Source organism: Sphingomonas sp. 22176, from assembly GCF_052045505.1.
Classification (GTDB): domain Bacteria; phylum Pseudomonadota; class Alphaproteobacteria; order Sphingomonadales; family Sphingomonadaceae; genus Sphingomonas.
The window spans coordinates 555982-579119 of sequence record NZ_JBQEPL010000002.1; the positions used below are offsets into that span (position 1 = coordinate 555982).

The following is a 23138-nucleotide window of genomic DNA, read 5'->3' on the forward strand; positions in this document are numbered from 1 at the left end:
CTGCGGGTTAGCCAATTACGCCGAGCGCACGGATGCGCGCGCGGGCGTGGATCTCGTTCTGCGACAGTACCACCGTCGCCGGGCGGACGCGCTCGATGATCGAGCGGACGAACGGGCGGATCGAGGGGCTGGTGAGCAGGCAGGGAATCTCGCCGTCCTGCGCCAGCCGGTCATAGGTCTCGCGCACCGCGCCGATGAACTGCTGGAGCGCGGAGGGCGCCATCGCCAGCTGGCGATCATCGCCCGCGCCGAGGATGCTGTCGGCAAAGGCCTGGTCCCAATCGGCCGAGAGCGTCACCACCGGGATCGCGTCGCCGCGCGCCTGCGAGGCGCTGATCTGGCGGGCCAGGCGGCTGCGGACATGCTCGGTGATCGTGGTCAGGTTGCTGGTGAGCGGCGCCGATTCCGCGATGCCCTCGAGGATCGTCGGGATGTCGCGGATCGAGATCTGCTCGGCGAGCAGGTTCTGCAAGATGCGCTGGACGCTCGACACCGAGACCTTGGAGGGGATGATGTCCGCCACCAGCTTTTCCGATTCCTTGTGGACTTCGGTCAGCAGCTTCTGCGTCTCGGTATAGGAGAGCAGATCGGCGATGTTTTCCTTCACCAGCTCGGTCAGGTGGGTCGCGATGATCGTGCCGCAATCGACCACGGTGAGGCCGCGGAAGCCGGCTTCGTCGCGCAGCTCGCGATCGATCCACAGCGCCGGCAGGCCGAACACGGGTTCCTTGGTGACTTCGCCCGGCAGGCCGACCGAACCGCCGCCCGGATTGATCAGCAGCAGCTTCTCCAGCCGAATGTCGCCGCGTGCCGCCTCGGTTTCCTTGATCGAGATGACATACTCGTTGGGCTTCAGGCCCATATTGTCGATGATCCGCACGGCCGGCAGCACGAAGCCGTATTCGGTGGCCATCTGGCGGCGCAGCGCGCGCACTTGGTCGTCGAGCCGCGGTTCGCGCGTATCGTCGTTGATCATCGGCAGCAGGGCATAACCGATCTCGATGCGCACCGCGTCGATCGCCAGCGTCTCGGAGATCGGCTGCTCGACCGCCTGCGACTGCGCGACTTCCTGCGCCGCCTGGATGCGCTCCCGCGCGGCCTTGGCGGTGGAGCGGCGCGACATTTCCCAGGCGACCCAGCCCGACAGCGCCGAGAAAGCGGCGAACGGGATGAAGGGCAGGCCGGGCATCAGTGCCAGCGCACCCATCAGGAACGACACCATGCCGAACGCCTTGGGGTAGCGGCCGAGCTGATCGCCCAGCGCTGCGCCGGTCTTGCCGGCAACGCCGCCCTTGGAGACGAGCAGGCCTGCTGCGGTCGACACGATCAGCGCTGGGATCTGGCTGACCAGACCGTCGCCGGCAGTGAGCACGGTATAGGTGCGGAAGGCCTCGCCGATCGGCACGCCATGCTCGATCACGCCGATGCCGAGGCCCACGACGATGTTGATCGCGGTGATCAGCAGGCCGGCGACGGCATCGCCCTTCACGAATTTCGAGGCACCGTCCATCGCGCCGTAGAAGCCGCTTTCGGCCTCTACTTCGGCGCGGCGAGCCTTGGCCTGTTCCTCGTTGATCATGCCGGCCGAGAGATCGGCGTCGATCGCCATCTGCTTGCCGGGCATGGAATCGAGGCTGAAGCGCGCGGCGACTTCGGCGATACGGCCGGCGCCCTTGGTGATGACGACGAAATTGATCACCACCAGGATCATGAAGATCGTCAGGCCGATGATCGTCTCGCCGCCCATCAGGAATTCGCCGAAGGCACCGATCACGCCGCCCGCGGCATCCGGACCTTCATGGCCGTGGCCCAGGATCAGACGCGTCGAGGCGAGGTTGAGGCCCAGCCGCAGCATCGTCGCGATGAGCAGGATCGTCGGGAAGGCGCTGAGTTCCAGCGGCTTCTCGATGAACAGCGCCGTCATCAGGATCATCACCGAGATGGTGATCGACAGGGCAAGCCCCATGTCGAGCATCCAGCCCGGCATCGGCAGGATCAGCATCGCGATGATCGCGATCACGCCGCCGGCGAGCGCCATGTCGCGGTTGGCGCCGATGCGGTCGAGGAACTTCAGGACGACGGGAGGCATGGGCTGCTACCGGAAACTGGAGGTCAGGGCGCGGGCGAGACGGCGATGCCGGCGTCGATGAAGCTGCGCAGCTTGTTGCGCATGGTCCGCACCGAAATGCCGAGGATGTTCGACGCCGAGGTGCGGTTGCCGTGGCAGCGCTCGAGCGTCTGCAGGATCAGCTCGCGCTCCACCTCTTCCACTGTGCGGCCGACCAGGCTGTTGATGTCCAGGGGGTTGGTCTCCGTGTTGAGCTCGGCGAGCGGCGTGCCGTCGGCGCGCACCAGATCACCCGGCATGATCGCGGCGCCGCGGCCGAGCAGGATGGCGCGGTGCACCGTCTCGTCCAGCTCGCGGATGTTGCCCGGCCAGACATAGCGCTGGAGCAGTGCCATCGCCTCGTCGGTGAAGGCGCGTGGCGGCAGGCCGTCGACTTCGGCGTGGCGCTTGGCGAAATAGCGGGCGAGCGCGATGATGTCCTCGCCGCGGGCGCGCAAGGGCGGCACCTCGACGCGCACCAGCCCCAGCCGCACCATAAGGTCGGCGCGGAACGTGCCGCTTTCGACCAGTGCGTCGAGATTGAGGCTCGAAGTGGCGATCAGTCGGCCATGAAAGGGAATGGTTTCGTGGCCCGCCAGACGGCGGAACTGCTGCTTCTGCAGCACTTCGTGCAGCTTGGCCTGCAGCGCGGGCGACAGCATGCCCACTTCGCGGAGCAGCACCGTGCCATGCCCGGCTTTTTCCAGCCGGCCGATACGGCGGGCGACGGCACCCGGAAAGGCACCGGCTTCATGGCCGAACAGTTCGGATTCGATCACGTCGGGCGCGACGCCGGCGCATTCTGCGACCAGCATCGGCTGCGGACGGCCCGAGGCATCGTGCACCGCACGCGCCATCATTTCCTTGCCGCTGCCCTTTTCGCCGGTGATCAGCACCGGAGCGGCGCTGGGCGCCACGCCGGCGGCGAGCGACAGCGCGCGGGCAAGCGCCGGGTGGCCGCCGATCCAGGCCGGGGCCTTGCGCTCCACCACCGAAGCGATGGCGGCGGCGATCAGCTCGCGCTGCGGGGGGAGGGGTACGTAATCGCGCGCGCCGGCACGGATCGCCGCCACCGCGCGCTCTGCGGGGGCGTCGATGCCGCAGGCCAGCACGGCGATGGTGAAGCGCTCGGCGCGGATGCTCGCCATGAAGGCGGCGATGTCCGCCTCGACGTCGATCATCACCAGATCGGCACCGCCCTGGCGCAGCTCGACCAGCCCGTCGCCGGGCGTGTCGGCCATCGCCACTTCGGCGCCGGCGCTGCGGGCGAGCTCGGCGGCGAGACGGAACTCGCTGCCGGGTTCGCCGATCAGGAGCATGCGGATCGCGCTGGCCATCAGCGATCCGGCCGCACGATTTCGGTGAGCGTCACGCCCAGCGCGTTATCGATCAGAACGACTTCGCCGCGGGCGATCAGGCGATCGTTGACGAAGATGTCGACCGGCTCGCCGACGCGGCGATCGAGTTCGAGCACGGTGCCCGAGCTGAGTGCGAGCAGGTCGCCGATCGGCATCCGCGCGCGGCCGAGCACCGCCTGCACCTTCACCTTCACATCGTGCACGGCTTCCAGGCCGGCCGTGGCGCCATGGGCTTCGGGCGTGCTGCCCGGCAGTTCGAAATCCTGGAAGTCGGGGGCCGGCTGGGGCTCGCTGCCGTCCGACGGGATGATGTCGTGGGGATCGATCGTCATCTGCTAAAATCCTATGCGTTCATCCACTGGCGGATCACCGAGGCGGCCTCGGGCGGGCTGGCCGCGATGGCCGATCCGATCCGCTTGAGGGCGGAGAGCTTGATCCGCCCATCCACCTGGGCGAGGGCGATTTCCTGATCGAGCAGCGCGGTTTCGCTGACCTGCATCTGCTCGAGCTTCTGGAGCGCGTCGGGGTCGCCGTCCGCGGCGAGGGCGGTCAGCGCCCGCATTTCTTCGGACTGCTGCTGCGCCGCGAGCATGTTCATCTCGGGCTCGATGGGCAGCGGCTCGGGCTTGGGCTTGAGCATGCGCAGGGCGAGCAGGCCGACACCGGCGATCAGGGCGAGCTGCAGGAAGGTCCAGATCCGGTCCATCGGCAGCTTGGAGAAGATGCTTTCCTTGGCCTCGTCCACCGGCACTGCCGAGAAGGGCATGCTCTCGACGACGACGCTGTCGCCGCGCTGGGTGTCGATGCCGACGGCATTTTCCACCAGGCGCTGCAGGCGCTGGATCTGATCGGCGGGCAGGCCCTTCGGACCGCCATCGACCATCACCGCGACGGTGAGGCGGGTGACCTTGCCCGGCGAGCGCAGCGTGACCGTCTTGGTCGAGCTGTTCGAATAGGTGGTGTCTTCCGAGGTCTGGTTGCTGGCCGACTGGCGCGAGCTGCCCGGGGCACCCGGATTGGCCTTGGCGTCCGGCATCTGGTTGGCGACCGAGGCGGTCTGCGGACCGGCATCGTTTTCCTTGTTCTGGTCGCCGGTCTCGACGCTCACCTGGCGCGATACGACCTGCTTGTCGGGATCGAACACGTTCGATTCCTCGCGGGTCTGGTCGCGGTCGATCTGGGCCGACACTTCGGCGCGGACCTTGCCCTCGCCGACGATCGGCTGGAGCAGCGCCTCGATCTCGTCGCGCAGCTTGCCTTCGACGGTCTGCTGGCGCTCGTCGGCATCGCCGGCGGCGGCGGTGTCCGGATCGCCCGCGCGGGCGAGCAGCGCGCCGGTCTGGTCGACGACCGAGACGGCGTCGGGCGAAAGCTCGGGGACCGAGGAGGAGACGAGATAGCGGATCGCCGCGACCTGCTCCGAACCGATATGGCCCTTGGTCTTGATGGTGACGGCAGCGGTCGCCTTGCGGCTCTCGTTGGCGAACATCGCACGTTCGGGCATCACGATATGGACGCGCGCAGCGGTGACGCTCTGGATCGTCTGGATCGACTTGGAGAGTTCGCCTTCGATGGCGCGCGTCTCGTTCATCTTGGCGCGGCTGGCGGAGACGCCGAAGGGCTGCTCCTCGTCGAGCACCTCATAGCCGATCTTGCCGCCCAGCTTCTCCCCGGCCATGCTCATCCGCAGCTGGGCGAGCTTGTCCTCGGGCGCCATGATCGCGGTGCCGTCGGCCGAGAGCGTGTAGGGCACGTTCTGCGCCTTCAGCTTCTCGGTGATCGTCGAGGCCGCGGCCGGATCGAGATCGGTGTAGAGATAGCCCATGTTGGACTTGGAGCTGCTCATCGCCACGAAAGTCAGCGCCGCGAGCAGGGCGAAAGCCACGCCCCCCATCATCGCGAGCCGCTTGGTGCCGAGTTGCGCCACCAGATTCTTGATCGCTTCCAAAGCCGCCCCATGCAGTAGCTACGGGGCGCGGAATGCCCCTTGTTAATGGTCTTATAGGCGGCGGGCGGAGCGGCAGTTTCTGCCGGGTGGGAATTTTTTGCCTAGCAGTCGTTCGGCTTACGCGGAGCTGCGGAAGCACGGTTGCGCGCGGCCGCGGCTGGAGCCAAGAGCAGCCCCATGAATGGAAGCGAGATGCGGGTGAACAGACGGGCCGTTGCGGCAGGCCTGGCGACGCTGGTGCTCGGCGCACCGCGCGCGTTGGCGACGGAGGCGGCGGGCGCGGCGGACGGGGCAGTGAGCCTGACCTATGACGACGGGCTGCCCTCGCATCTCGACGTGGCGGCGCCGGCATTGGAGCGGCGTGGCCTGCGCGGCACCTTCTACGTCACCTGGGACAATATCGTCGACCGGGTCGGCGATTGGGAGAAGATGCCGGCGCGCGGCCATGAGCTCGGCGCACACACCGTGCACCATCCATGCAACATTGGTCCGCTCACGCCGCAGACCTATGCCGAGAAGGAGTTCCTGTCGCTGGAGGCCTGGCTCGACAAGGTGGCGGGCCCGGCGCGGCCGCATGATTTCGCCTATCCGTGCGACGTCACCAACCTCGGCCCCGGCAGCGCGAGTGCGGAGCGGACACGCTACGAGGCACTGCTCAAACGGCTGGGCATGATCAGCGCGCGCAACAGCGAGGGGCCGCCCAACCCGGCGACCTGGGTGCGGCGGCACCCGTATCGCCTGCAGGCGCTCGCGATCGGCTATGACGCGCAGTCGCTCGACGTGTTCAACTATCTCCAGCTGGCGCGGCACGAGCGGCGCTGGGCGATCCTGGTATTCCACCAGGTCGGCGCCGGGCCGGAGAGCGACGGCGCGGTGACTGCGGCGCAGCACGAGGCGCTGCTCGACATGGTGCTGGCGAGCGGGCTCGCGATCCGCACCGTGGGCGAACAGATGCGCCGTCTCGTTTTGGGCTGATCGGCGCGCATGCTTGCGCATCCGAAACCATGGATGGGCGTTTGACGGCCGATGAACGGTCGCTCCAGCGCAGGTTCAGCCTGGAACGGGCAGAAGCTGCGGCAAGGGGGCAGAAACTGAGGAGCTGTCATGTCCGATCTGTGGAAACGCCCCGCCATGCTTTCGGTGAGCGTGCTCGCCGTGGCGCTGGCCGCCTGCAGCCCGGGAACGCCGGCGCAGCAGGCGAATAGCAACGCATCGATGGCCAATATGGCCGATGCCCTGCCGGCGCTGCCGGCGGCGGTGCCGCTGCAGCCTGGCGCCGCGACGTCGCTCGCCTCGGCGCCGCCGGCCGCGGCTCTCCCTGCAACGCGGCGGGTGCGGGTGGCGCAGGTTGCCCAGCGTAGCGACGCCTATGCCTATCTCGATCGCGCCGAGGGCGTCGCCCATGCCATCGGCGACGCGCCGCCCGATTATGCCTATGACGACGGCCGCGTCTCGCCCTGGGTGTGGCAGACCAGCGTCGGCGACCGCCGCTATGCCGAGCCGGTCGACGGCGGCTATCGTTACTATTACTATCAGGCCGGCGCGGACCAGCCCTATCTCGTTCGCGATCCCGACTACAGCTATGCCTATTCGGGCGACGATCTGGTCGCGGTCTATGACGCGGGCGGCGACCTGCTGCCGGCGAACGCCTATGTTGGCCGCGCGGACATCGCCTCGCGCTATTATGACCGCGCGGAATATCTCTACCAGCTGTCGGCACAGCGCGAGCATCGCGGCGTGGTTGCGGCCAATTGGGCGGCGCGGCGCGCGGAGATCGCCGCTGCCAACGCGCAATGGGCCGAGGCGCAGGCGCGACAGGCCGAATGGCAGGCCTATCGCCAGGCGCATGCCGCGCAGGAACAGGCGGTCTGGCAGCAGGAACGTCAGCGCCGTGCCTATGCCGCCCAGCGCTTTGCCGCGTGGCAGAGCCAGGGCTTCCGTACCCCGGCACCGCAGCCGGTCGCCTATGTGCAGCCGCAGCCGCAGCCGCAGCCCCAGCGCGGTTGGCTGCCCAACTGGTTCGGCGGCGATCGCCAGGCCGAGGCACAGCGCCAGCAGCAACAGATCCGCGCCCAGCAGATCGCCCAGCAGCAGGCGGCGCAGCGCCAGGCCCAGCAGATGGCGGCGCAGCGGCAGGCACAGGCACAGGCCCAGCAGCGGCTCGCTTTCCAGCAACAGGCGCAGCAGCGCGCGAACCTGCAGGCACAGCAGCGCCAGCTCGCCGAGCAGCAGGCCCGGCAGCGTCAGGCGCAGCAGCAGCTCGCCCAGCGTCAGGCACAACAGCGGGGCGCACAGGCGCAGGCACAACAGGCTGCCCAGCAGCGGATGCGCCAGCAGGCGGCCGAGCAGCAGCGTGTCCGGCAGGCGGCGGCGCAGCGCGTGCAGCAGCAACAACAGGCCCAGCAACGGTCGCGCGAAGCGGCGGCGGAGCGCCAGCGTCAGGCGCAAGCTGCGCAGCAGCGCGCACGGGCGCAGATGGCGCAGCGCCAACAGGTCCAGCAGCAGGCGCAGCAACGCGCCCGCCAACAGGCCGCCCAGCGCGAACTGGCGCAGCAACAAGCGCAGGCGCGCGCCCGCGAGCAGCAGGCGGTGCGCGCCCAGGCCGAGCAGCGACAGCAGGCACAGGCGCGCCAGCAGGCGCAAGCCCGGGTACAGCTGGCGCAGCAGCAACGTGCCCAGGCTGCGGCGCGGGCGGAGCAGGCGCGGCCGCATCCGGAGCCGCAGCGTCCCGCCCGGCCGGAGCATCCGCGCGATCCGCACCAAGGCTGATCGCACGCGGGGAGGGCCGCCGTTTTCGGCGGCCCCGCTCGGTTCAGGCCTTGACGGTCAGTTCGTCGAGTGCCCGCGGCTCGTGCATGGGGCAGCCGTTGAACCGGCCACGATAGTCCGCCGAGAATTTGTACGGTTCCTTGCGGGCGCGGTTGACCCCGCCGAGCGGCTGGTGCGCGGCAAGGCCGTGCCAGGGCGCGAAGGACAGCCGGTCCTCGATCTTCTCGCTCTCGCCATATACCCAGCCGACCTGCGGCTCGACCTGGAGCGTCGCGACGGTGCGATAGGGGCTTTCGTCCTCGTCCCAGGCAACCGAGGCATCCTCGACCGGCATCTTCTCCAGATCGGTGCACAGCTGCACGCGCAGTTCCCAGGTGCCGCCCTGTTCGGCGAGCAGCTCGTTTACCGCTTCGCGGATCGCGTCGGGACGGCCGGTGGCGTTGATCGTATCCTCGGCAAAGTCCTTGATGCCCGACACCGGCACCAGCTGGAACTTGGCGATATGGTCGCCGTAGCGATAGGGCGTCTGGCTGTAATAGGTGGCGCCCAGCGGGTGCACGGGCCTGGCGCCGCCAAGGCTGCTCAGCAGCGCCGACTTGCCGCCGACCGCCTCGATCGCGGCTTCGAAGCTGCGCAGCACCGCGGACAGCAGCTTCTTCGCGCCTTCGGCCTTGTCGGTGGTGCCGGCGAGCAGCTTGAGATTGCCGAGGAATTTCTTGGCGTCCGGGGCGGCGAAGGCGGGTGCGTTGACCATCACGAAGTCCTGCGTCGTGTCGCCCTCGCTGCCCGGCAGGCGTTCGCCTTCGACGCCCAGCACCTTGAGCGCGGCGCCGCGGGGCAGGCGGATCGAATCGTCGAGGATGTCGCCGGCATTGGTGGAGAAGCGCAGGATCGCTTCATGGCTGCCCGGCGTCGCGAACAGGCCCTGGGCGAGTTCGGGCGGCAGGTCGTCGGCAATCGTGAAGGTGCCGCGCGCGAGGCCGTGCCCCTTGGCATGCACCGAGCGGACGGCGTGTTGATAGTCCTCGGAGGTGGTGTCGAGGATCTTCTTAAACTGTTCCTTCAGCCCGGCGATCGTCTCCGCCTCGTCGGGCTGCGGCTGTTCGACGGACGGCGAGAAACGGACGGGCTGCGACATGAGAATTTCCCTTCGAAAGTTCGAAGGGTTTCAACCGTTCGCCCGATCTGCCGTTCCGTCGGCGGTGCTCAGTGGAGCAGCAGGCTTTCCAGTTCGGCGGTGATCGCCTCGCGGCGCGCTTGCGCGTTGAGCGCGAGGCCGCCTTCGTCCCAGTTGATCAGCGCATCGCCCATCGCCAGCGTCGCGTCGGGAGCGACGGTGAGGCTCAGCTTGCGGCGATCCTTGGACTGGCGATCGACGATCTTGGCCTCGATGTCCTCGACCAGATCGGGGTGGACGCGCACCTGGAGTTCGGTGCCACGCGCCACCTGGCCGAGCACCCGGCCGATCGCCGCGTCGATCGCTTCGCCGGGGGCGCGCTCGATCGCACGCGCGGCGATATGGTCGGCGGCGGCGAGCGCGACTTCGGTCGCCTCGCTGGTCACGCGCTCGGCGATTTCGGTGAATTGGGCGTCGATCACCTCGATACCGGCGTGCAGCGCATCGACGGCGCTGAGCAGCGCCACTTCGCGCTCGGCGCGCGCCTGGGCGAGCCCCGCCTCGAAGCCCTCGGCACGGGCGCGGTCGATCACTGCCTGCTGATCGGCCTTGAGCAGCGCGATCTCGGCGCGCAGCGCGGCCAGCTCGATCAGCGCGTCCTCGTTGACCAGCTTCTTGTCCGGCACAGGGGCCGAAAACACACGGTCGAAGGCGAAACGTTCGACATGGATGCTCATGCTGCCATGCTCCTCAGATAATCATCGCGTCGTCGGACTTGGGATCGACCAGCAGGATTTCGCCGCGATCGGCAAGGTCCTTGGCCAGGCGAACGAGGCTCGACTGGGCCTCTTCGCAATCACGTGCGCGCACCGGGCCCATGCCGGACATATCCTCGCGCATCAGCTTGGCGGCGCGCTCGGTCATCGCGTTGAAGAACATCTGCTTCAACTGATCCGGAGCGCCCTTCAGCGCCAGCGCCATCTCGCGCTTGTCGGCATTGCGGACGATCGAGGCGATCGCCGGCGGCAGCAGGTTGGCGAGATCCTCGAAGGTGAACATCAGCGCGCGGATGCGTTCGGCGCTATCCGGCGCCTTGGCGTCGAGCGCGGTGAGCATCGCTTCCTCGGTCGAGCGGTCGAGCGAGTTGAACAGCTCGGCCATGCTCTCGTGCGGGTCGCGCTTCTGCGAGCGGGAGAGGTTGGTCATGAACTCGGTCTTGAGCGTCTGCTCGACCTGGTTGATGACTTCCTTCTGCACCGTGTCCATCCGCAGCATACGCATGATCACGTCCACCGCGAACTCGCGCGGCAGCTCGGCCAGCACGCGCGCGGCATGGTCGGGGCGCAGCTTGGAAAGGATGACCGCGACGGTCTGCGGATATTCCTGCTTGAGCGCACCCGCCAGCACGGTTTCGGAGACGTTGGACAGCTTGTCCCACATCGTCCGGCCCGAGGGACCACGGATATCCTCCATGATCTCCTTCACTTTGTCGTTCGGCAGGATGCCGGCGAGCAGGCGTTCGGTGGTTTCGTAGCTGCCGTGGAGCGAGGCCATGCTCGCCACTTCGCCGGTGAACTGGACGAGCAGATATTCGACGACGACGCTGGGGATGCGCCCCAGGCTGGAGATCGTCGAGGACAGCTCCTTGATCTCGTCGGTGGAAAGCTGGTCCCAGATCGGGGCGCCATGTTCCTTGCCGAGCGCGAGCATCAGCGCGGCCGCGCGCTGCGGCCCCGAGAATTTCTTCAGTTCGGGCGGTTCACCCACCGTGGCGACAGAAGCCATGCTCATCCCTGCAGAAAATGGTCCGCGCGCACCCGCAAGGCCGCGCTCTCCTCTATTATAGAAGTAAATGGGGCAGGGACGGATCGGATCATGGTTAATTTAACGGCAAACCTTATCGGACTGAGCGTGCTCACCGGGCAGGATGCGTTCTCCGCGGCCGCCAGTTCGATGCCGACCTTCGAGAGCAAGGCGGTGAAGACCGCCAAGGCACTGTTCGATACCGTCCCCACCGTCGCCCCCTGGAAGGATCCGGCCGGCACGGCCACCTCGTCGCAGCTCACCTCGATCCTGGCCGCACGCACGCTGATCCAGCCGGCGACCAGCGACAGCGCCGGCGACCTGTTGCCGGACGACGTGAAGACCACCTTCACCGCCTACAAGGCGCTCGACAGTCTGCGCGTGCTGGCCGAGGCCGCTGCCGACAAGACGACGTCGGATGCGCAGCGCGCCCAATATCAGAAGGCCTTCTCCAAGGGGATGACAGACCTTCAGAATTACCTGGTCGCCTCTCCCTCGGACAAGGTGAACCTCTCGTTCGGCAAGGCGGCCACCACGGTCAAGACAAGCGAACTCGCCGCCACGGCGCTCTATGAGACCGCCGGCAAGCCGCTGGTGAAGAAGTCGGACGACCCGCTGCCCGGGCTCACCGGCAACGAACAGTTCGTCGTCAGCATCAAGCGCGGCACCCAGTCGCAGAGCTTCAACGTCGATCTGTCTACCGGACCCCAGCCGCCGACGATCAATTCGGTGGCGGCGGCGCTCAACGCGCAGATCAGTTCGGTACCCGCCTACAAGGCCGACGGCACCGTACTGACCGACAGCAAGGGTGACACGGTCAGCAAGTGGCACGCCCGTTTTCAGCCAGAGTACAAGGACGGGATGTGGAGCCTGAACCTTGAGACGCCGGACGGACTCGAGCAGGTAAGTCTCGCCCAGGCGGGGGCCAAGGATTCACTGGTCGTCACCACTGGCCAGACCCCGCTCGATTCGCCCACCTCCACCCAGGTGTTCCGCCTCAACGACCCCGCCGGCGACAACACCAAGGTCAATATGGGCTCGATCCAGGCGCTGGATCGCCAGGGCACCGCCCAGAACGTGGCCGCGAAAAAAACCACCAATGTAACGACCACCGTGGATGGACCGGACGGCAAGCCGAAGCTGCAGACGACCCAGACCAACAACGCCTATGCCAGCACCACGGCGGCAGCCAGCGTCACCGATGCGCAGGGCTTCAGCTATGTGGTCGGCACCACCAAGGGCGACCTCGGCACCAATCTTTCCAACGGCAACGACAATCTGTTCCTCACCAAGATGGACAGCGCCGGCAAGGTCGTGTGGCAGCGCAACCTGGGTGCCAGCGGCACCGCCACCGGTGCGTCGGTATCGCTGGGGCAGGACGGCAGCGTGGTCGTCGCCGGTACGGTGACCGGCAGCTTCAACGGCATCACCGCCGATGGCGACATGGCCGTGGCCAAATATGCCACGAACGGCGACGAGCAGTTTTCCACGCTGGTCGTGTCCAAGGACGCCGACACGGCCCGTGCCGTCACGGTAGGCGCGGACGGGTCGGTCTTCGTTGCCGGCCGCGTCGCGAACAAGGATGGCGGCGACGCGATGGTCGTGCGGATCGATTCCACCGGCAAGATCGCCGAACGCCGCACCATCGATACCGGCGGCAGCGACACGATCAGCAGCCTGGCGACCGACAAGGACGGCAATCTGCTCGCGCTCATGTCCAGCCAAGGCGTGTCGAGCGTGATGAAGCTGCAGGCGAATTCACTGTCGACCACGCTGGGCAGCATCAGCCTCGGCACCGCCGATGCGCGCGCGCTGGCGGTGGCAGCGGACGGCACGATCGCAGTGGGTGGCGCCACCAGCAGCGCGATCGCCGGCACCCAGGCGAACGGCATGAGCGGCGGCCGCGACGGCTTCGTCACGCGCATCGATTCGGGCCTTTCCAGCGCCACTACCACCTATGTCGGCACCGGCGAGGACGACCAGATCGACAGCATCGCCTTCATGGGCGACAAGATCTATGCGGGCGGTCGCACGACCGGGGATCTGGGTGCGCCGCGTCGGGGCCCTGTCGACGGCTTCGTTACCCAGATCGATGCGGGGACCGGCGCGGTCGGCACCACCACCCAGTTCGGTCAGGCGCAGACCCGGACCGAGCCGGTGCGAGTGGCGGCGGATCTCGGCGGCGACACTGCTCTGGGTGCGCTGGGCTTCAACCGCGGCGTGCTTAACCCCACCGTCTCGGACAAGGTCACCACCCAGACGACGCTGCGCCCCGGCGACTATTTCTCGATCAAGGCCGACAATCTTTCCGTTCGCCGCGTGACGATCGAGAAGGACGATACGCTGAAGACCATTGCCGATCGCATCCAGAGCATGATCGGCGCGTCCAAGGGCACGGTGACGGCGACGACGGTGGACGGCGTACAATCGCTGCGCATCTCGATGAAGCAGGGCCATGAGCTGGAACTGCTCGCCGGCAGTGCGGACGCCGATGCGCTCTCCAAGCTCGGCCTGGAGCCGCAGCGCCTCGTCAACGCAGCGGCGGTGGTGGGCACGGCGCCCAAGGTGAAGCCGGGCGGCTCCTTCGGCCTCGAGCTGAACGAATCGCTGAGCCTCGCCTCGATCGACAACGCCAAGGCGGCGCTGGGCAAGATCAAAGATGCGATCTCGATGACCCAGACCGCCTATCGCTCTCTATATTGGGATGACAGCAAGGCGGCCTTTGTCGACGGCAGCAACGCGCCCAAATCGAGCAAGCCCGGTGCTTCCACCGCGGTCGAGCAGGCCCAGCTGAAAAATTACCAGGCGGCGCTGTCGCGGCTGCAGTCCGGCTCTAGTACCGCCACAAGCCTGTTGGGATTCTGAACCATGTCCGAGATGCCGACCATCTTCTCCGCGATCCAGATGCGGATGCAGAATCTGTCGCAGCGCCAGCAGGTGATTGCGCAGAATCTGGCGAACAGCGAAACGCCCGGCTACAAGTCGCGCGACGTGTCCGAGCCGAATTTCGGCGATCTGCTACAGGGTGCCGGGGGCATCAGCGTCGCCAAGCCGCGCGTCGAGCTGACCGGCACGATGAAGAATCTGGGCGCTGTGCAGCCGGTGGGCAGCGGCCTGGTGTTTGACAAGGACGTCACCGAGACCAAACCGGACGGCAACAACGTCACGCTGGAAGACCAGCTGCTCAAGATGGGCAAGGTGCAGGCCGATTTCAGCGCGATGACCAACATCTACCGCAAGCAGATGGTGCTGCTGAAGACCGCGCTGGGGAAGGGCGGGGGCTGACGCCTTCCGCGCCGTCCCGAGGACGACAAAAAGGGCCGCGAGCGGATGCTCGCGGCCCTTTCCGTTTGTACGCCGTGGCGTGCGATCAGGCGATCGCGACGCGCGCGGTACGGCGGCGACGCAGTGCGCCACCTGCCATGCCGAAGCCGGCGATCATCAGGCCCCACGCGGCCGGTTCGGGAACCGGTGCGAAGTCCAGCTGTGCGCTGTAGCCATAGTCCTTGGTCTTGGTGTTCTTCATCACCACCGTCAGCAGCTGCGGCGTGTTCGACGGGTTCACCGCGAACGAATACACGTCGCCCTTGGTGATGCCGGTCAGCGTCACGCCGCCGAACGACAGGCTCACCAGGTCGAGATAGAAGGACGAGATGCTGACGTGCAGCTCGCCCGGCGCCTTCAGCGTGAGCGCGAAGGACTGGGTCGCGGTCGTCTTCTTGGCGACCTTGACGTTGTTCCAGCCACCACCGAAGCCGTCGAAGCTGCAAACAGCAGCCGCGGAATCGACGCAAACGACCGTGGTCGCCTGCGCGGTGCCTGCCATGGTAAGAGCGCTGGCCGCCGTCGCAGCCGCGATCATCAGAGTCTTGAGCTTGTTCATCCACACCTCCCTAGAGCATACACAGCCGCTGGGAGCTGCTCGATGTTTCGAGACAGGTGACCCTCTTCTTCCCAAACGCGCTGTTCTTTTCTTTATAAACGAACGCGTGGAATTTGCCACTATATAGTTAACTGGAAGTACACCATTTATAAGGTGCTGTAAATCAACGAGTTAGGCGGCATTATTGGGGTGTTTCGGCGTTTCGCGACCTTGAAACGCCGCGGAAATATTCCGCGACGCAGCGTGGATCAGAGCGTAGGCCGAATCAAAAATACCTTCACAAACGTGCATTTACGGAGATGGGCGCAGGCGCGTCCATGCCGTAAAGACCGCCGCATGCGCTGTACGTCGTGCTGCGGCTGCCGGTAAGGCGCTGTGCCTCCGCCGCAATTGCTGCCATCATTTCTGAAGACAATTCGATCTGGCGGGACAATATTCGGGAGTTGACGACAGACGCGTCCCGCAGTGCGCGGCTTGCCTCCGACAATTGTTCGCGCGCATCCGGCTCCAGCGTCTCCAGCCAGTCTTCCGGATTCTCGCGCTTCAGCCGCGCGATTTCCGCTTCGATGCGGCCGGCGAGCCGCAACTTGGCATCGGCGATCTCGCCGAGTTCGCGAATGTAGGGCGTGCGAGCCAAACGTTCGCTCTCCTCCTCCATCAAAGCGGTAAGGGAAAGCATCGCATCGACGAGCTGCGTGATCATTTCTGTCCTTGCTGAAGCTTGAGGATCTGGTCGACGACGGCCGGCGCGAGGCCGATTCCGCCGCGGCGCGCCATGGCGGCGCCGAGCTTCTCGGCAAGTACGCCGCGGAAGATCTCTTCGCCGTTACCACCGCTAAACTGTTCGTCTTGTTGAACACTTTGCATCATGAGCTGGGTCATCTGGCCCAGAAACACGCTTTCGAATTCCTGCGCGGTCTTGGCGCTCTTCGGATCCACCTTGGGCAGCGGCTTGGCCGGGGCGGTCGCCCCGGCAAGGGCTGCCTGGGGCAGGGGCGTCGCGTCGGTCATCACTGCACCTCGATTTCGGCCTGGAGCGCGCCAGCCGTCTTGATCGCCTGGAGGATGGTGATCAGGTCGCGCGGCGAGACGCCGAGCGTGTTGAGTCCGCTCACCAGCGCCTTCAACGACGAGCCGTTGATCACGGCGAGGCTGGCGCCATTGCCGTCGTTCACCTGCACCTGGGTGCGCGGCACCGTCGTTGTCTGGCCCTGCGAGAAGGGCGCGGGCTGCGAGACCTGCGGGGTTTCGGTGACCGAGATGGTCAGGCCGCCCTGCGCGATCGCGACCGGCGTGATCCGCACGTCGCTGTTCATCACCACCGTGCCCGACGCTTCGTTGATCACGACCTTTGCGGGCTGGTCCACCTTCACCTCGAGGTCGCCGACCTGGGTGACTAGGTCGATCACCGATCCGGCGAACTGGTTGGTCGGGCGCAACTCTACCGTGGCGGGATCGAGCATCTGCGCGGCGCCGGGATAGCGGCCGTTGATCGCGCGGGCGATGCGGTCGGCGGTCGAGAAGTCCGGGTTCTTCAGCGCGAGCTTGAGGCTGTTGGCCGAGCGCAGCTGATAGGGCACCTCGCGCTCGACGATCGCACCGCCGGCGATCCGCGCCGAGGTGGTCACGCCGCGGCTGACGTTCGCCGCCGCACCCTGCGCCTTGAAGCCGGACACCGCCACCGGGCCCTGGGCCACGGCATAGATCTCGCCGTCGAGCGCGCGCAGCGACGAGGCGATCAGCGTGCCGCCTTGGAGGCTGGTCGCATCGCCGAGTGCGGAGACCTGCACGTCGATCCGCGAACCGGAGCGCGAGAAAGGCGGCATGGTCGCGGTGATCGAGACGGCGGCGACATTCTGCGTGCGCATCTGCGTGCCGCGAATGTTAACGCCCATCCGCTCGAGCATCGACTGCATCGATTCCTCGGTGAAGGGGGCATTGCGGATACGGTCGCCGGTGCCGGCGAGGCCGACCACGAGGCCATAGCCAACCAGCTGGTTTTCACGGACATTTTCGACGTCGACGATGTCCTTGATCCGGGTCTGGGCCATCGCCTGGGGCGCGCCAAAACAGGCCAGCGCGAGCGCCAGGAACGATGCGGAGAGACGATACATAAACCTCTCGGGCCAAGTGGAAAATTAACGCTACTCATCTTATAGGAAGAGGAGAGCCAACAAGGCTCGCGAGGGTCTGATTTCGTGCGTATCGACAGCCTGTCACCGATGATGGCGCGCAACCTGCTGGCGGCGTTGCCCAAATCTGTGCCCAGCCTGGCGAGCCGCCTCGACGAACAGGTTGCCGCAGCCCCGCATCCGCAGTCCGTGCCGGGCACCCTGCCTGCTACCAGCGTGCAGATGCTGGTGGCGATCGCCGCCAACAATCCCCTCGCCGAACGCCGCCGCAAACAGGCGCGCGACGTGGAGCGCGGCATCGACGCGCTCGACCGGCTGCACAAGGAACTGGTGGCGGGCGCCCCGAACGTCACGCGGCTGCGCGAGATCGTCGAATGGGCGGAAACGGTGCCGACTCCGGCGGAGCCCGAACTCGCCGCGCTGATGCGCGATATCGATGTGCGGGTGCGCGTCGAACTGGCCAAGCTCGACATCCAGGTCTGAAGCCAAATCTTACCCTGTAAGCGCCTGTCTGACGCTGTGGCTATTTGCTGCGGCGCAGTAAAATTCCGCCTCTTGCTGCCGTCAAACGCCTTGTCCGATCCCGCTACTTGGATCGCGCGCGCCGATCAGGTACAGCATGGTTAACAAGAGGGGATGTGTCATGAAGGCTTGCGCGCGATTTTTTGCGTTTATTTCCCTGTGTCTGGCGCCCGTGGCCGCTGAGGCGGGGCCGACCTATTCGGGGCTGTACGTCTTCGGCGACAGTCTGGTGGACTCGGGGAACCTCAATCTTGCCAGCGGAGGGGCGTATGCCAGCGCCAATGACGGCTATTTCGGTGGCCGTTTCTCGAACGGGCTTAACTATGCCGACTATCTGAGCCTGGCGATCACCGGCCATGCGGCAACGCCGCTCTACGCCGGCGGCACGAACCTGGCCTTTGGCGGTGCCACCGCGCAGACGGTGCCGGGCGAGCGCACCCCGAGCTTTCTCGCCCAGGTCGGCCTATATGCGAACCGCGTCGGCGCGCCGATCGACGGCAACGCCCTGGTGCTGCTCAATTTCGGCGGCAACGACGTGCGCGATACGAGCCTGACCGGCGGTCCGGTCAGCTTTCTCCCGGCGCTGACCGACTTCGACGATGCGGTGACCGCGCTCTACGGTCTCGGCGCGCGCCACTTCCTGATCGTCGGCGCGCCGGATGTCGGCCTGCTGCCGGACTCGGTCGCGAACGTCGGCGGCGTCACGGGCAGGCTCGACGAACTGTCGGCGCGTTCGCGGCAGATCAGCGAGGCCTTGCGGCAGATGGCGGCCGGGATCGGCAGCCAGCCGGGCCTCACCGCCGACTTCTTCGACCTGTTCGCGACCGAGCACGACCTGCTCGACTCGCCGTCGTCCTTCGGCCTGCCGGACACGCTGAACACGACGACGCCGTGCCAGATCCTCGGTGGCGGATCGCCGCAGCTCGCGAACTGCAGCAATGCGCTCTATTTCGACGAAATCCACCCAACCACGCAGGTCCATCAGGCAATCGCGGACACAATGATCCGCCAGCTGGGAATCAGCGCGGTGCCGGAAGGCGAGACCTGGGTGCTGCTGATCGTCGGCTTCGCCGGGGTGGGCGCCGTGCTGCGGCGCCGGCGGGCATCGATCGCGCTGGCGTGAGGGCAGGGGCCGCCGCCGCTCAGCGCGGCGGCTGCACCTCGCTCAGCCAGGCGGAGAGCTCGGCATAGGGAATCATCTCGATGAAGGCGACGCCGGCGGAGTCGCCTTCGGCCCAGCGGACGGTGCAGCTGCGCGGGCTCAGGCCAGGGACTACCAGCGTCATCACCCGATCGAGATCGGGCTGGTTCGACAGCCGTACCCGGGCACCGCTCTGCGAGATGTTTTCCATCGCCACGGCATGCGACACGCCGTTGCAGACGAGCCGGGCGTTGCCGGCAATGGCGAAGCGCGGCGCGCGCGGCACCGCGCGGCGCAGCCGTGCGGCGGGGGAACTGCCCTTGGCCGCCGCGAGGACGTCCTCGACGTCGATCGCCTCGTGGAACTGCACGCCGGCGCGCCCTTCGCTGATCCACATGATCTTGCCCTCGAGCACGGGACCGCCGCGCAGCTCGACGACGATCCGGTCGGCTTCGTGCAAGGGAAGGGGGCATTCCAGCATCATGCCGGTGGCGGAGATGTTGCGAACGCGGCACAGTTGTTCGCCCGTCCCGGCGCAGATCAGCTTGCCCACCATCAGCGTCGTCACCGTGCGCGGAGCACGTTCGGCCCAGGGAGCGGGATCGCTGCTGTCGTGATCAAACTGATGTTCGGCTGCGCCCACGGCGTACTTCTCCCCGTTCGACTGCAAACCGGCAGTCCCTATGCATATTATAGGATGAACGGACGTTCAGCTTCGCATCGGTAGTCGTACGAATATTTGGGGCGACGATCAGGCGGGGTTGGCGTTGGTCACCGCGATCTTGCGCACGACCTTGGGGCCGAAGGCTTCGGTGGCCGAGGTGTTGACCAGCTTCCGGAAGCCTTCCAAGTCCGGCAGCATGCCGTCGGGGCCCGCCGCCATCGGGGTGCGATAGGTGCGCATGTTGATGGCGTGGAGCAGCAGCGGCATGCGCTGGGTGACGAACTCGGTCTTGGCCTCATCGACCTCGAGCTGCACTTCCATCGAGGCGTAGCCGGCGAGATGGCCGTCCGGGAAGACGAGCGGCACCAGCACCTTGCCGGTGGGCACGAACTTGCCGGGCTCTTCCTTCTCCTCGGCCTTGGCTTCCTGCTTGGGGGCGCCGATGCCGAGCATCTTCACCATCGCATAGGCAGTGCCCCCGCCGGCGGCGAGGCCGGCGATCAGCGCGACGATGAGGAACAGCAGTTTCTTCACGATCCGCCCTTCAGAACTTGAAGCTGGAGTCACTCGGCAGCGCCGAGGTCTGGCCCTTGAGGACGATGCTGATGCGGCGGTTCTCGGCGCGGTTGGGCTGGTCCGGATAGACCGGCTGGGTGGCGCCCATCGCGACGACTTCGGCGAAGCGATCGGGCGTCACGCCGCCGGCGACCAGCGCCGAGCGGGCGGCCAGGGCGCGCTGCCCGGAGAGCAGCCAGTTGGCGTCGCTCTGCCCGCCGGCACCATCGGTATGGCCCTCGATCGCGATCTGCGCGCCCACGGTCGAGATCTTCTTCGCCAGCTTGGTGAGCAGCGTGCGCGCATAGGGATTGAGCTCGGCGGTGTTCGACTTGAACATCGGCTGCTGGTCGGTGTCCATCAGCGTGATGCGCAGACCCTGCCGGTCCTGCTGGACGTCGACATTCTTCTTGCCCTGCGACTGCGGCGTCGCTTCCAGCGCCACCATCAGTTCGGAGGCCATGACCCGCATCGACGCGGGCACATCGGCGGTGCCGCCGCGCGCGGAGCCGGCCGTCGTCACCTCGAAGGTCGGCTGGCCCTTGGCGGCGCTGGGGTCTGCCTCGGAACGGCGGGTCGGGCCGCCGGCACCTGGCGCGGAGTTGGTGACGGGGGTCGAAGGACCGCTATCGGCCACGGTGGGCGAGAAATATTTGGCGAGGCCCTTCAGCCGGTCCTTGTCCGGATTGGCGAGCAGCCACAGCAGCATGAAGAAGGCCATCATCGCCGTCACGAAGTCGGCATAGGCCACCTTCCACGCGCCGCCATGGTGCGCGGCCGCGCTCTTCTTGATCTTCTTGACGATGATCGGCCGAACGTCCCCCCCGCGGGCCATGTTACTGACCCTTCAGCGCGTTGCGCAGGCGTTCCTGGACGGCGCCGAGACGGACATGGCTGATCGCCGAGAGCGAATCCTCGCCGCCCGCGATCCGGTCCAGCAGGTTCACGCACTCGTCGGCGTGCTGGATCAGATAGTCGAACGCCTGGAGCTGCTCGAGATAATTGGCGGCGAAATGCTCATCGCAGACGAGCACTTCGGCCAGGCCTTCCAGCTTTTTGCTGATTTCGCGGATCTCGCCGGCCATGACGCTGTGCAGCACGCCCGCGAAGGGGTCGTAGCCGGGCAGGGCTTGGGGGTTCGACGGTTCCGACATGGGCAGGCACGACATCAGAAAAGCTCCAATTCTCCGTCGGGGGCGGCAACAGGCAGGGGGGCGACCGGACGTTCCTGGACACGCTCCGCTACCTTGGTGCAGCGGCTTTTGCCTTCGTGCGGCAGGAACTCGACCTTGCGGGCGAGCGTGCCACCGAGATCGCAATGCGCGATCGAGATACCTTCGGTCTCCATGAACCGGCGGGCAAAGGCGCCGTTGGAGGCGCCGATGTTCCCCAGTCCGGAGATGATGTTGGCACCACCGTACAGATGGGCCTGCAGCCGCTGGCGCGAGGCGCCCTTGGCCATCATGCTGTTGATCAGAAGTTCCATCGCATGCACGCCGTAGCGCGCCATGTCCGAGCTCGAGACCTTGTGGTCCGCGCCCGGCTCCCCGAGCAGGAAGTGGTTCATGCCTCCGACCTTGGCGACCGGGTCGTAGAGGCATGCGGCAACGCAGCTCCCGAGCAAGGTCGAAATCATGACATGGGGCTCCGCGATTACCGCGTTCTCGCCCTGTACGATGGAAACTCTGCGCATATCAGGTCAGCTCACCGAAAACGCGTTCGATCTTTTCTTTCAGCGCGGCGGGCGCGAAAGGCTTGACGACATAATTGTTCACGCCCAGCGCCGCCGCCTTCTGGACGACCTCGCGGTCGGACGAACCGGTGAGCATGATGAACACGGTCTTGCCGATCACCGGATCGGCGCGAACCGCCTCCAGGAACTGCAGCCCGTCCATCTCAGGCATGTTGTAGTCGGAGATGACCAGGTGGACGCGGTCGCTCTTGATCGACGAGAGCGCTTCCGGCGCGCTGGCCTTGTCGCGAACGTCCTTGAACCCCAGGTCCTGCAGCGCACGACGGATCATCGCCCGCATACTGGTCTGATCATCAACGACCATCACCTTGATTTGTGATGCAGCGGGCATTGTTATGCGCTCCCAACCTTAACCGTTTCTCGACAAGCTTTCAGGATGGCCTCCGGCATCGCCGACAGGCCGACCTCCCTCTCCACCGCACCCGCTTCCTTGGCGGCGCGGGGCATGCCCCACACCACGCAGGTTTCCTTGGTCTGTCCAAGCGTGCGGGCACCGGCCCGACGCATTTCCAGCAGGCCCTGCGCACCGTCGCTGCCCATCCCCGTGAGGATGACGCCGACGGCACCGGCACCCAGTTTGGCGACCGACCGGAACAGCACGTCCACCGAAGGACGATGGCCGGTAACCGGATCTGCCGCGATCAATTTGATCCGGCCATTGGCACCGCCCTGAAGTTCCATGTGTCGTTCGCCTCCAGGAGCAATATAGACGGTTCCTGGGGTGACCTGGGCACCATCCGTAGCTTCCACTACGTTGACCCGGCACTCGGCGTTAAGACGCTGCGCGAAGCTGCGCGTGAAGGTCGCCGGCATGTGCTGCACGATCAGGATCGGCGGCGAATCTTCCGGCAGCGCCGGCAGCAGCGAGAACAACGCTTCCACGCCGCCCGTCGACGAGCCGATCGCGATCATCTGGCCCGCGGCACCGCCGCCGGCAGCGCCGACGCTGGGCTGTGCGGGCAGGCGCTGCGGACCGGCGCGGGCAACCGACCGGGCCGCGCTCTTCACCTTCTCGCACAGCAGGCCGGCATCGCGCTCGATGTCCTCGGGCGTGCCGCTCGGCTTGGTGACATAGTCGACCGCGCCGAGGCGCAGCGCCTCGATCGTCACTTCCGCACCGCGGGCGGTGAGGGTGGAGCACATCACCACCGGCATTGGCCGGAGGCGCATGATGCGCTCGAGGAACGACAGGCCGTCCATGCCCGGCATTTCGACGTCGAGCGTCAGAACGTCGGGGTTGAGCGCCTTGATCATGTCGCGCGCCGCGAACGGCTCCGGCGCCATGCCGACCACTTCGATCTCGGGGTCGGCCGAAAGCATGCGCTTCAACGTCGCGCGCATCGATGCGCTGTCGTCGACGATGAGCGTTCGGACTGGTTTCATGCC

Annotated in this window: 24 protein-coding genes; 6 read left to right on the forward strand and 18 right to left on the reverse strand. The window is 66.7% G+C overall.

Annotation, left to right across the window (positions count from 1 at the left end):
• Positions 1-7: 7 nt before the first annotated feature.
• Genes flhA through fliF form a run of 4 tightly spaced genes read right to left on the reverse strand, consistent with a single transcriptional unit; the run spans position 8 to position 5413 of the window.
• Complete coding sequence (gene flhA / locus ACTJKY_RS10425) at positions 8-2089, reverse strand: flagellar biosynthesis protein FlhA (protein WP_440845897.1); 2082 nt, start codon at positions 2087-2089, stop codon at positions 8-10.
• Between the two features lie 23 nt (positions 2090-2112).
• On the reverse strand, positions 2113-3444 hold the full coding sequence (locus ACTJKY_RS10430; protein WP_440845898.1) for a sigma-54-dependent transcriptional regulator: 1332 nt from the start codon (positions 3442-3444) through the stop codon (positions 2113-2115).
• Positions 3444-3797, reverse strand: a complete 354-nt coding sequence (gene fliN / locus ACTJKY_RS10435; protein ID WP_440845899.1) for a flagellar motor switch protein FliN — start codon at positions 3795-3797, stop codon at positions 3444-3446. The genes ACTJKY_RS10430 and fliN overlap by 1 nt, the downstream gene beginning before the upstream one ends.
• Positions 3798-3808: 11 nt before the next feature.
• Positions 3809-5413, reverse strand: coding sequence for a flagellar basal-body MS-ring/collar protein FliF (fliF, locus tag ACTJKY_RS10440; RefSeq protein WP_440845901.1), 1605 nt, complete (start codon positions 5411-5413; stop codon positions 3809-3811).
• Between the two features lie 192 nt (positions 5414-5605).
• Here fliF and ACTJKY_RS10445 point away from each other — a divergent pair, with 192 nt between their 5' ends.
• Positions 5606-6388, forward strand: coding sequence for a polysaccharide deacetylase family protein (locus ACTJKY_RS10445; protein WP_440845902.1), 783 nt, complete (start codon positions 5606-5608; stop codon positions 6386-6388).
• Positions 6389-6517: 129 nt separating this feature from the next.
• Positions 6518-8182 carry a hypothetical protein gene (locus ACTJKY_RS10450; protein WP_440845903.1) on the forward strand — a complete coding sequence of 555 codons (1665 nt, stop codon included), beginning with the start codon at positions 6518-6520 and terminating at the stop codon, positions 8180-8182.
• A 43-nt stretch (positions 8183-8225) separates the two neighbouring features.
• Here the strand turns inward: ACTJKY_RS10450 and ACTJKY_RS10455 are convergent, their stop codons facing one another.
• The 3 genes from ACTJKY_RS10455 to ACTJKY_RS10465 all read right to left on the reverse strand — a co-directional run bounded on the left by ACTJKY_RS10455 (position 8226) and on the right by ACTJKY_RS10465 (position 11084).
• Positions 8226-9320 (reverse strand): catalase family protein, encoded by a 1095-nt coding sequence (locus tag ACTJKY_RS10455; protein ID WP_440845904.1) that lies wholly within the window; start codon positions 9318-9320, stop codon positions 8226-8228.
• 68 nt (positions 9321-9388) lie between these two features.
• Positions 9389-10036, reverse strand: coding sequence for a FliH/SctL family protein (locus tag ACTJKY_RS10460; protein WP_440845906.1), 648 nt, complete (start codon positions 10034-10036; stop codon positions 9389-9391).
• Between the two features lie 13 nt (positions 10037-10049).
• Positions 10050-11084 (reverse strand): flagellar motor switch protein FliG, encoded by a 1035-nt coding sequence (locus tag ACTJKY_RS10465; protein ID WP_440845908.1) that lies wholly within the window; start codon positions 11082-11084, stop codon positions 10050-10052.
• 90 nt (positions 11085-11174) lie between these two features.
• Between ACTJKY_RS10465 and ACTJKY_RS10470 the strand changes: the two genes are divergently transcribed.
• Positions 11175-13967: a hypothetical protein gene (locus ACTJKY_RS10470; protein WP_440845909.1), complete on the forward strand. Its 2793-nt coding sequence runs from the start codon at positions 11175-11177 to the stop codon at positions 13965-13967.
• A 3-nt stretch (positions 13968-13970) separates the two neighbouring features.
• A complete protein-coding gene (locus tag ACTJKY_RS10475) occupies positions 13971-14387 on the forward strand; it encodes a flagellar basal body protein (protein WP_440845910.1) in 417 nt (138 codons plus the stop codon).
• 85 nt (positions 14388-14472) lie between these two features.
• Here ACTJKY_RS10475 and ACTJKY_RS10480 read toward each other — a convergent pair whose 3' ends face one another.
• From ACTJKY_RS10480 to ACTJKY_RS10495, 4 genes are all read right to left on the reverse strand, one after another.
• On the reverse strand, positions 14473-14985 hold the full coding sequence (locus ACTJKY_RS10480; protein ID WP_440845912.1) for a PEPxxWA-CTERM sorting domain-containing protein: 513 nt from the start codon (positions 14983-14985) through the stop codon (positions 14473-14475).
• 277 nt (positions 14986-15262) lie between these two features.
• Positions 15263-15688 (reverse strand): flagellar protein FlgN, encoded by a 426-nt coding sequence (locus ACTJKY_RS10485; RefSeq protein WP_440845913.1) that lies wholly within the window; start codon positions 15686-15688, stop codon positions 15263-15265.
• Positions 15685-15996 carry a rod-binding protein gene (locus ACTJKY_RS10490; RefSeq protein ID WP_440845915.1) on the reverse strand — a complete coding sequence of 104 codons (312 nt, stop codon included), beginning with the start codon at positions 15994-15996 and terminating at the stop codon, positions 15685-15687. The genes ACTJKY_RS10485 and ACTJKY_RS10490 overlap by 4 nt, the downstream gene beginning before the upstream one ends.
• Entirely contained in the window at positions 15996-17099 is a 1104-nt protein-coding gene (locus ACTJKY_RS10495) for a flagellar basal body P-ring protein FlgI (protein ID WP_440845917.1), read from the reverse strand. The genes ACTJKY_RS10490 and ACTJKY_RS10495 overlap by 1 nt, the downstream gene beginning before the upstream one ends.
• Before the next feature lie 84 nt (positions 17100-17183).
• Between ACTJKY_RS10495 and ACTJKY_RS10500 the strand changes: the two genes are divergently transcribed.
• Positions 17184-17600: a flagellar assembly protein FliX gene (locus tag ACTJKY_RS10500; RefSeq protein ID WP_440845919.1), complete on the forward strand. Its 417-nt coding sequence runs from the start codon at positions 17184-17186 to the stop codon at positions 17598-17600.
• 211 nt (positions 17601-17811) lie between these two features.
• Positions 17812-18762, forward strand: coding sequence for an SGNH/GDSL hydrolase family protein (locus tag ACTJKY_RS10505; protein ID WP_440845921.1), 951 nt, complete (start codon positions 17812-17814; stop codon positions 18760-18762).
• 19 nt (positions 18763-18781) lie between these two features.
• Here ACTJKY_RS10505 and ACTJKY_RS10510 read toward each other — a convergent pair whose 3' ends face one another.
• The 7 genes from ACTJKY_RS10510 to ACTJKY_RS10540 all read right to left on the reverse strand — a co-directional run bounded on the left by ACTJKY_RS10510 (position 18782) and on the right by ACTJKY_RS10540 (position 23135).
• Positions 18782-19423: a PilZ domain-containing protein gene (locus ACTJKY_RS10510; RefSeq protein ID WP_440845922.1), complete on the reverse strand. Its 642-nt coding sequence runs from the start codon at positions 19421-19423 to the stop codon at positions 18782-18784.
• Positions 19424-19531: 108 nt separating this feature from the next.
• Positions 19532-19978, reverse strand: coding sequence for a hypothetical protein (locus ACTJKY_RS10515; protein WP_440845924.1), 447 nt, complete (start codon positions 19976-19978; stop codon positions 19532-19534).
• A 10-nt stretch (positions 19979-19988) separates the two neighbouring features.
• Positions 19989-20834, reverse strand: coding sequence for an OmpA family protein (locus ACTJKY_RS10520; protein WP_440845925.1), 846 nt, complete (start codon positions 20832-20834; stop codon positions 19989-19991).
• Between the two features lies 1 nt (position 20835).
• Entirely contained in the window at positions 20836-21168 is a 333-nt protein-coding gene (locus tag ACTJKY_RS10525) for a hypothetical protein (RefSeq protein WP_010545187.1), read from the reverse strand.
• Positions 21168-21692: a chemotaxis protein CheD gene (locus ACTJKY_RS10530; RefSeq protein ID WP_440845927.1), complete on the reverse strand. Its 525-nt coding sequence runs from the start codon at positions 21690-21692 to the stop codon at positions 21168-21170. The genes ACTJKY_RS10525 and ACTJKY_RS10530 overlap by 1 nt, the downstream gene beginning before the upstream one ends.
• 1 nt (position 21693) lies before the next feature.
• Positions 21694-22083: a response regulator gene (locus tag ACTJKY_RS10535; RefSeq protein WP_175488075.1), complete on the reverse strand. Its 390-nt coding sequence runs from the start codon at positions 22081-22083 to the stop codon at positions 21694-21696.
• Positions 22084-22085: 2 nt separating this feature from the next.
• The gene (locus ACTJKY_RS10540) at positions 22086-23135 is read right to left on the reverse strand and encodes a protein-glutamate methylesterase/protein-glutamine glutaminase (RefSeq protein WP_440845928.1); all 1050 of its coding nucleotides are present in this window, start codon (positions 23133-23135) and stop codon (positions 22086-22088) included.
• Positions 23136-23138: the final 3 nt, after the last annotated feature.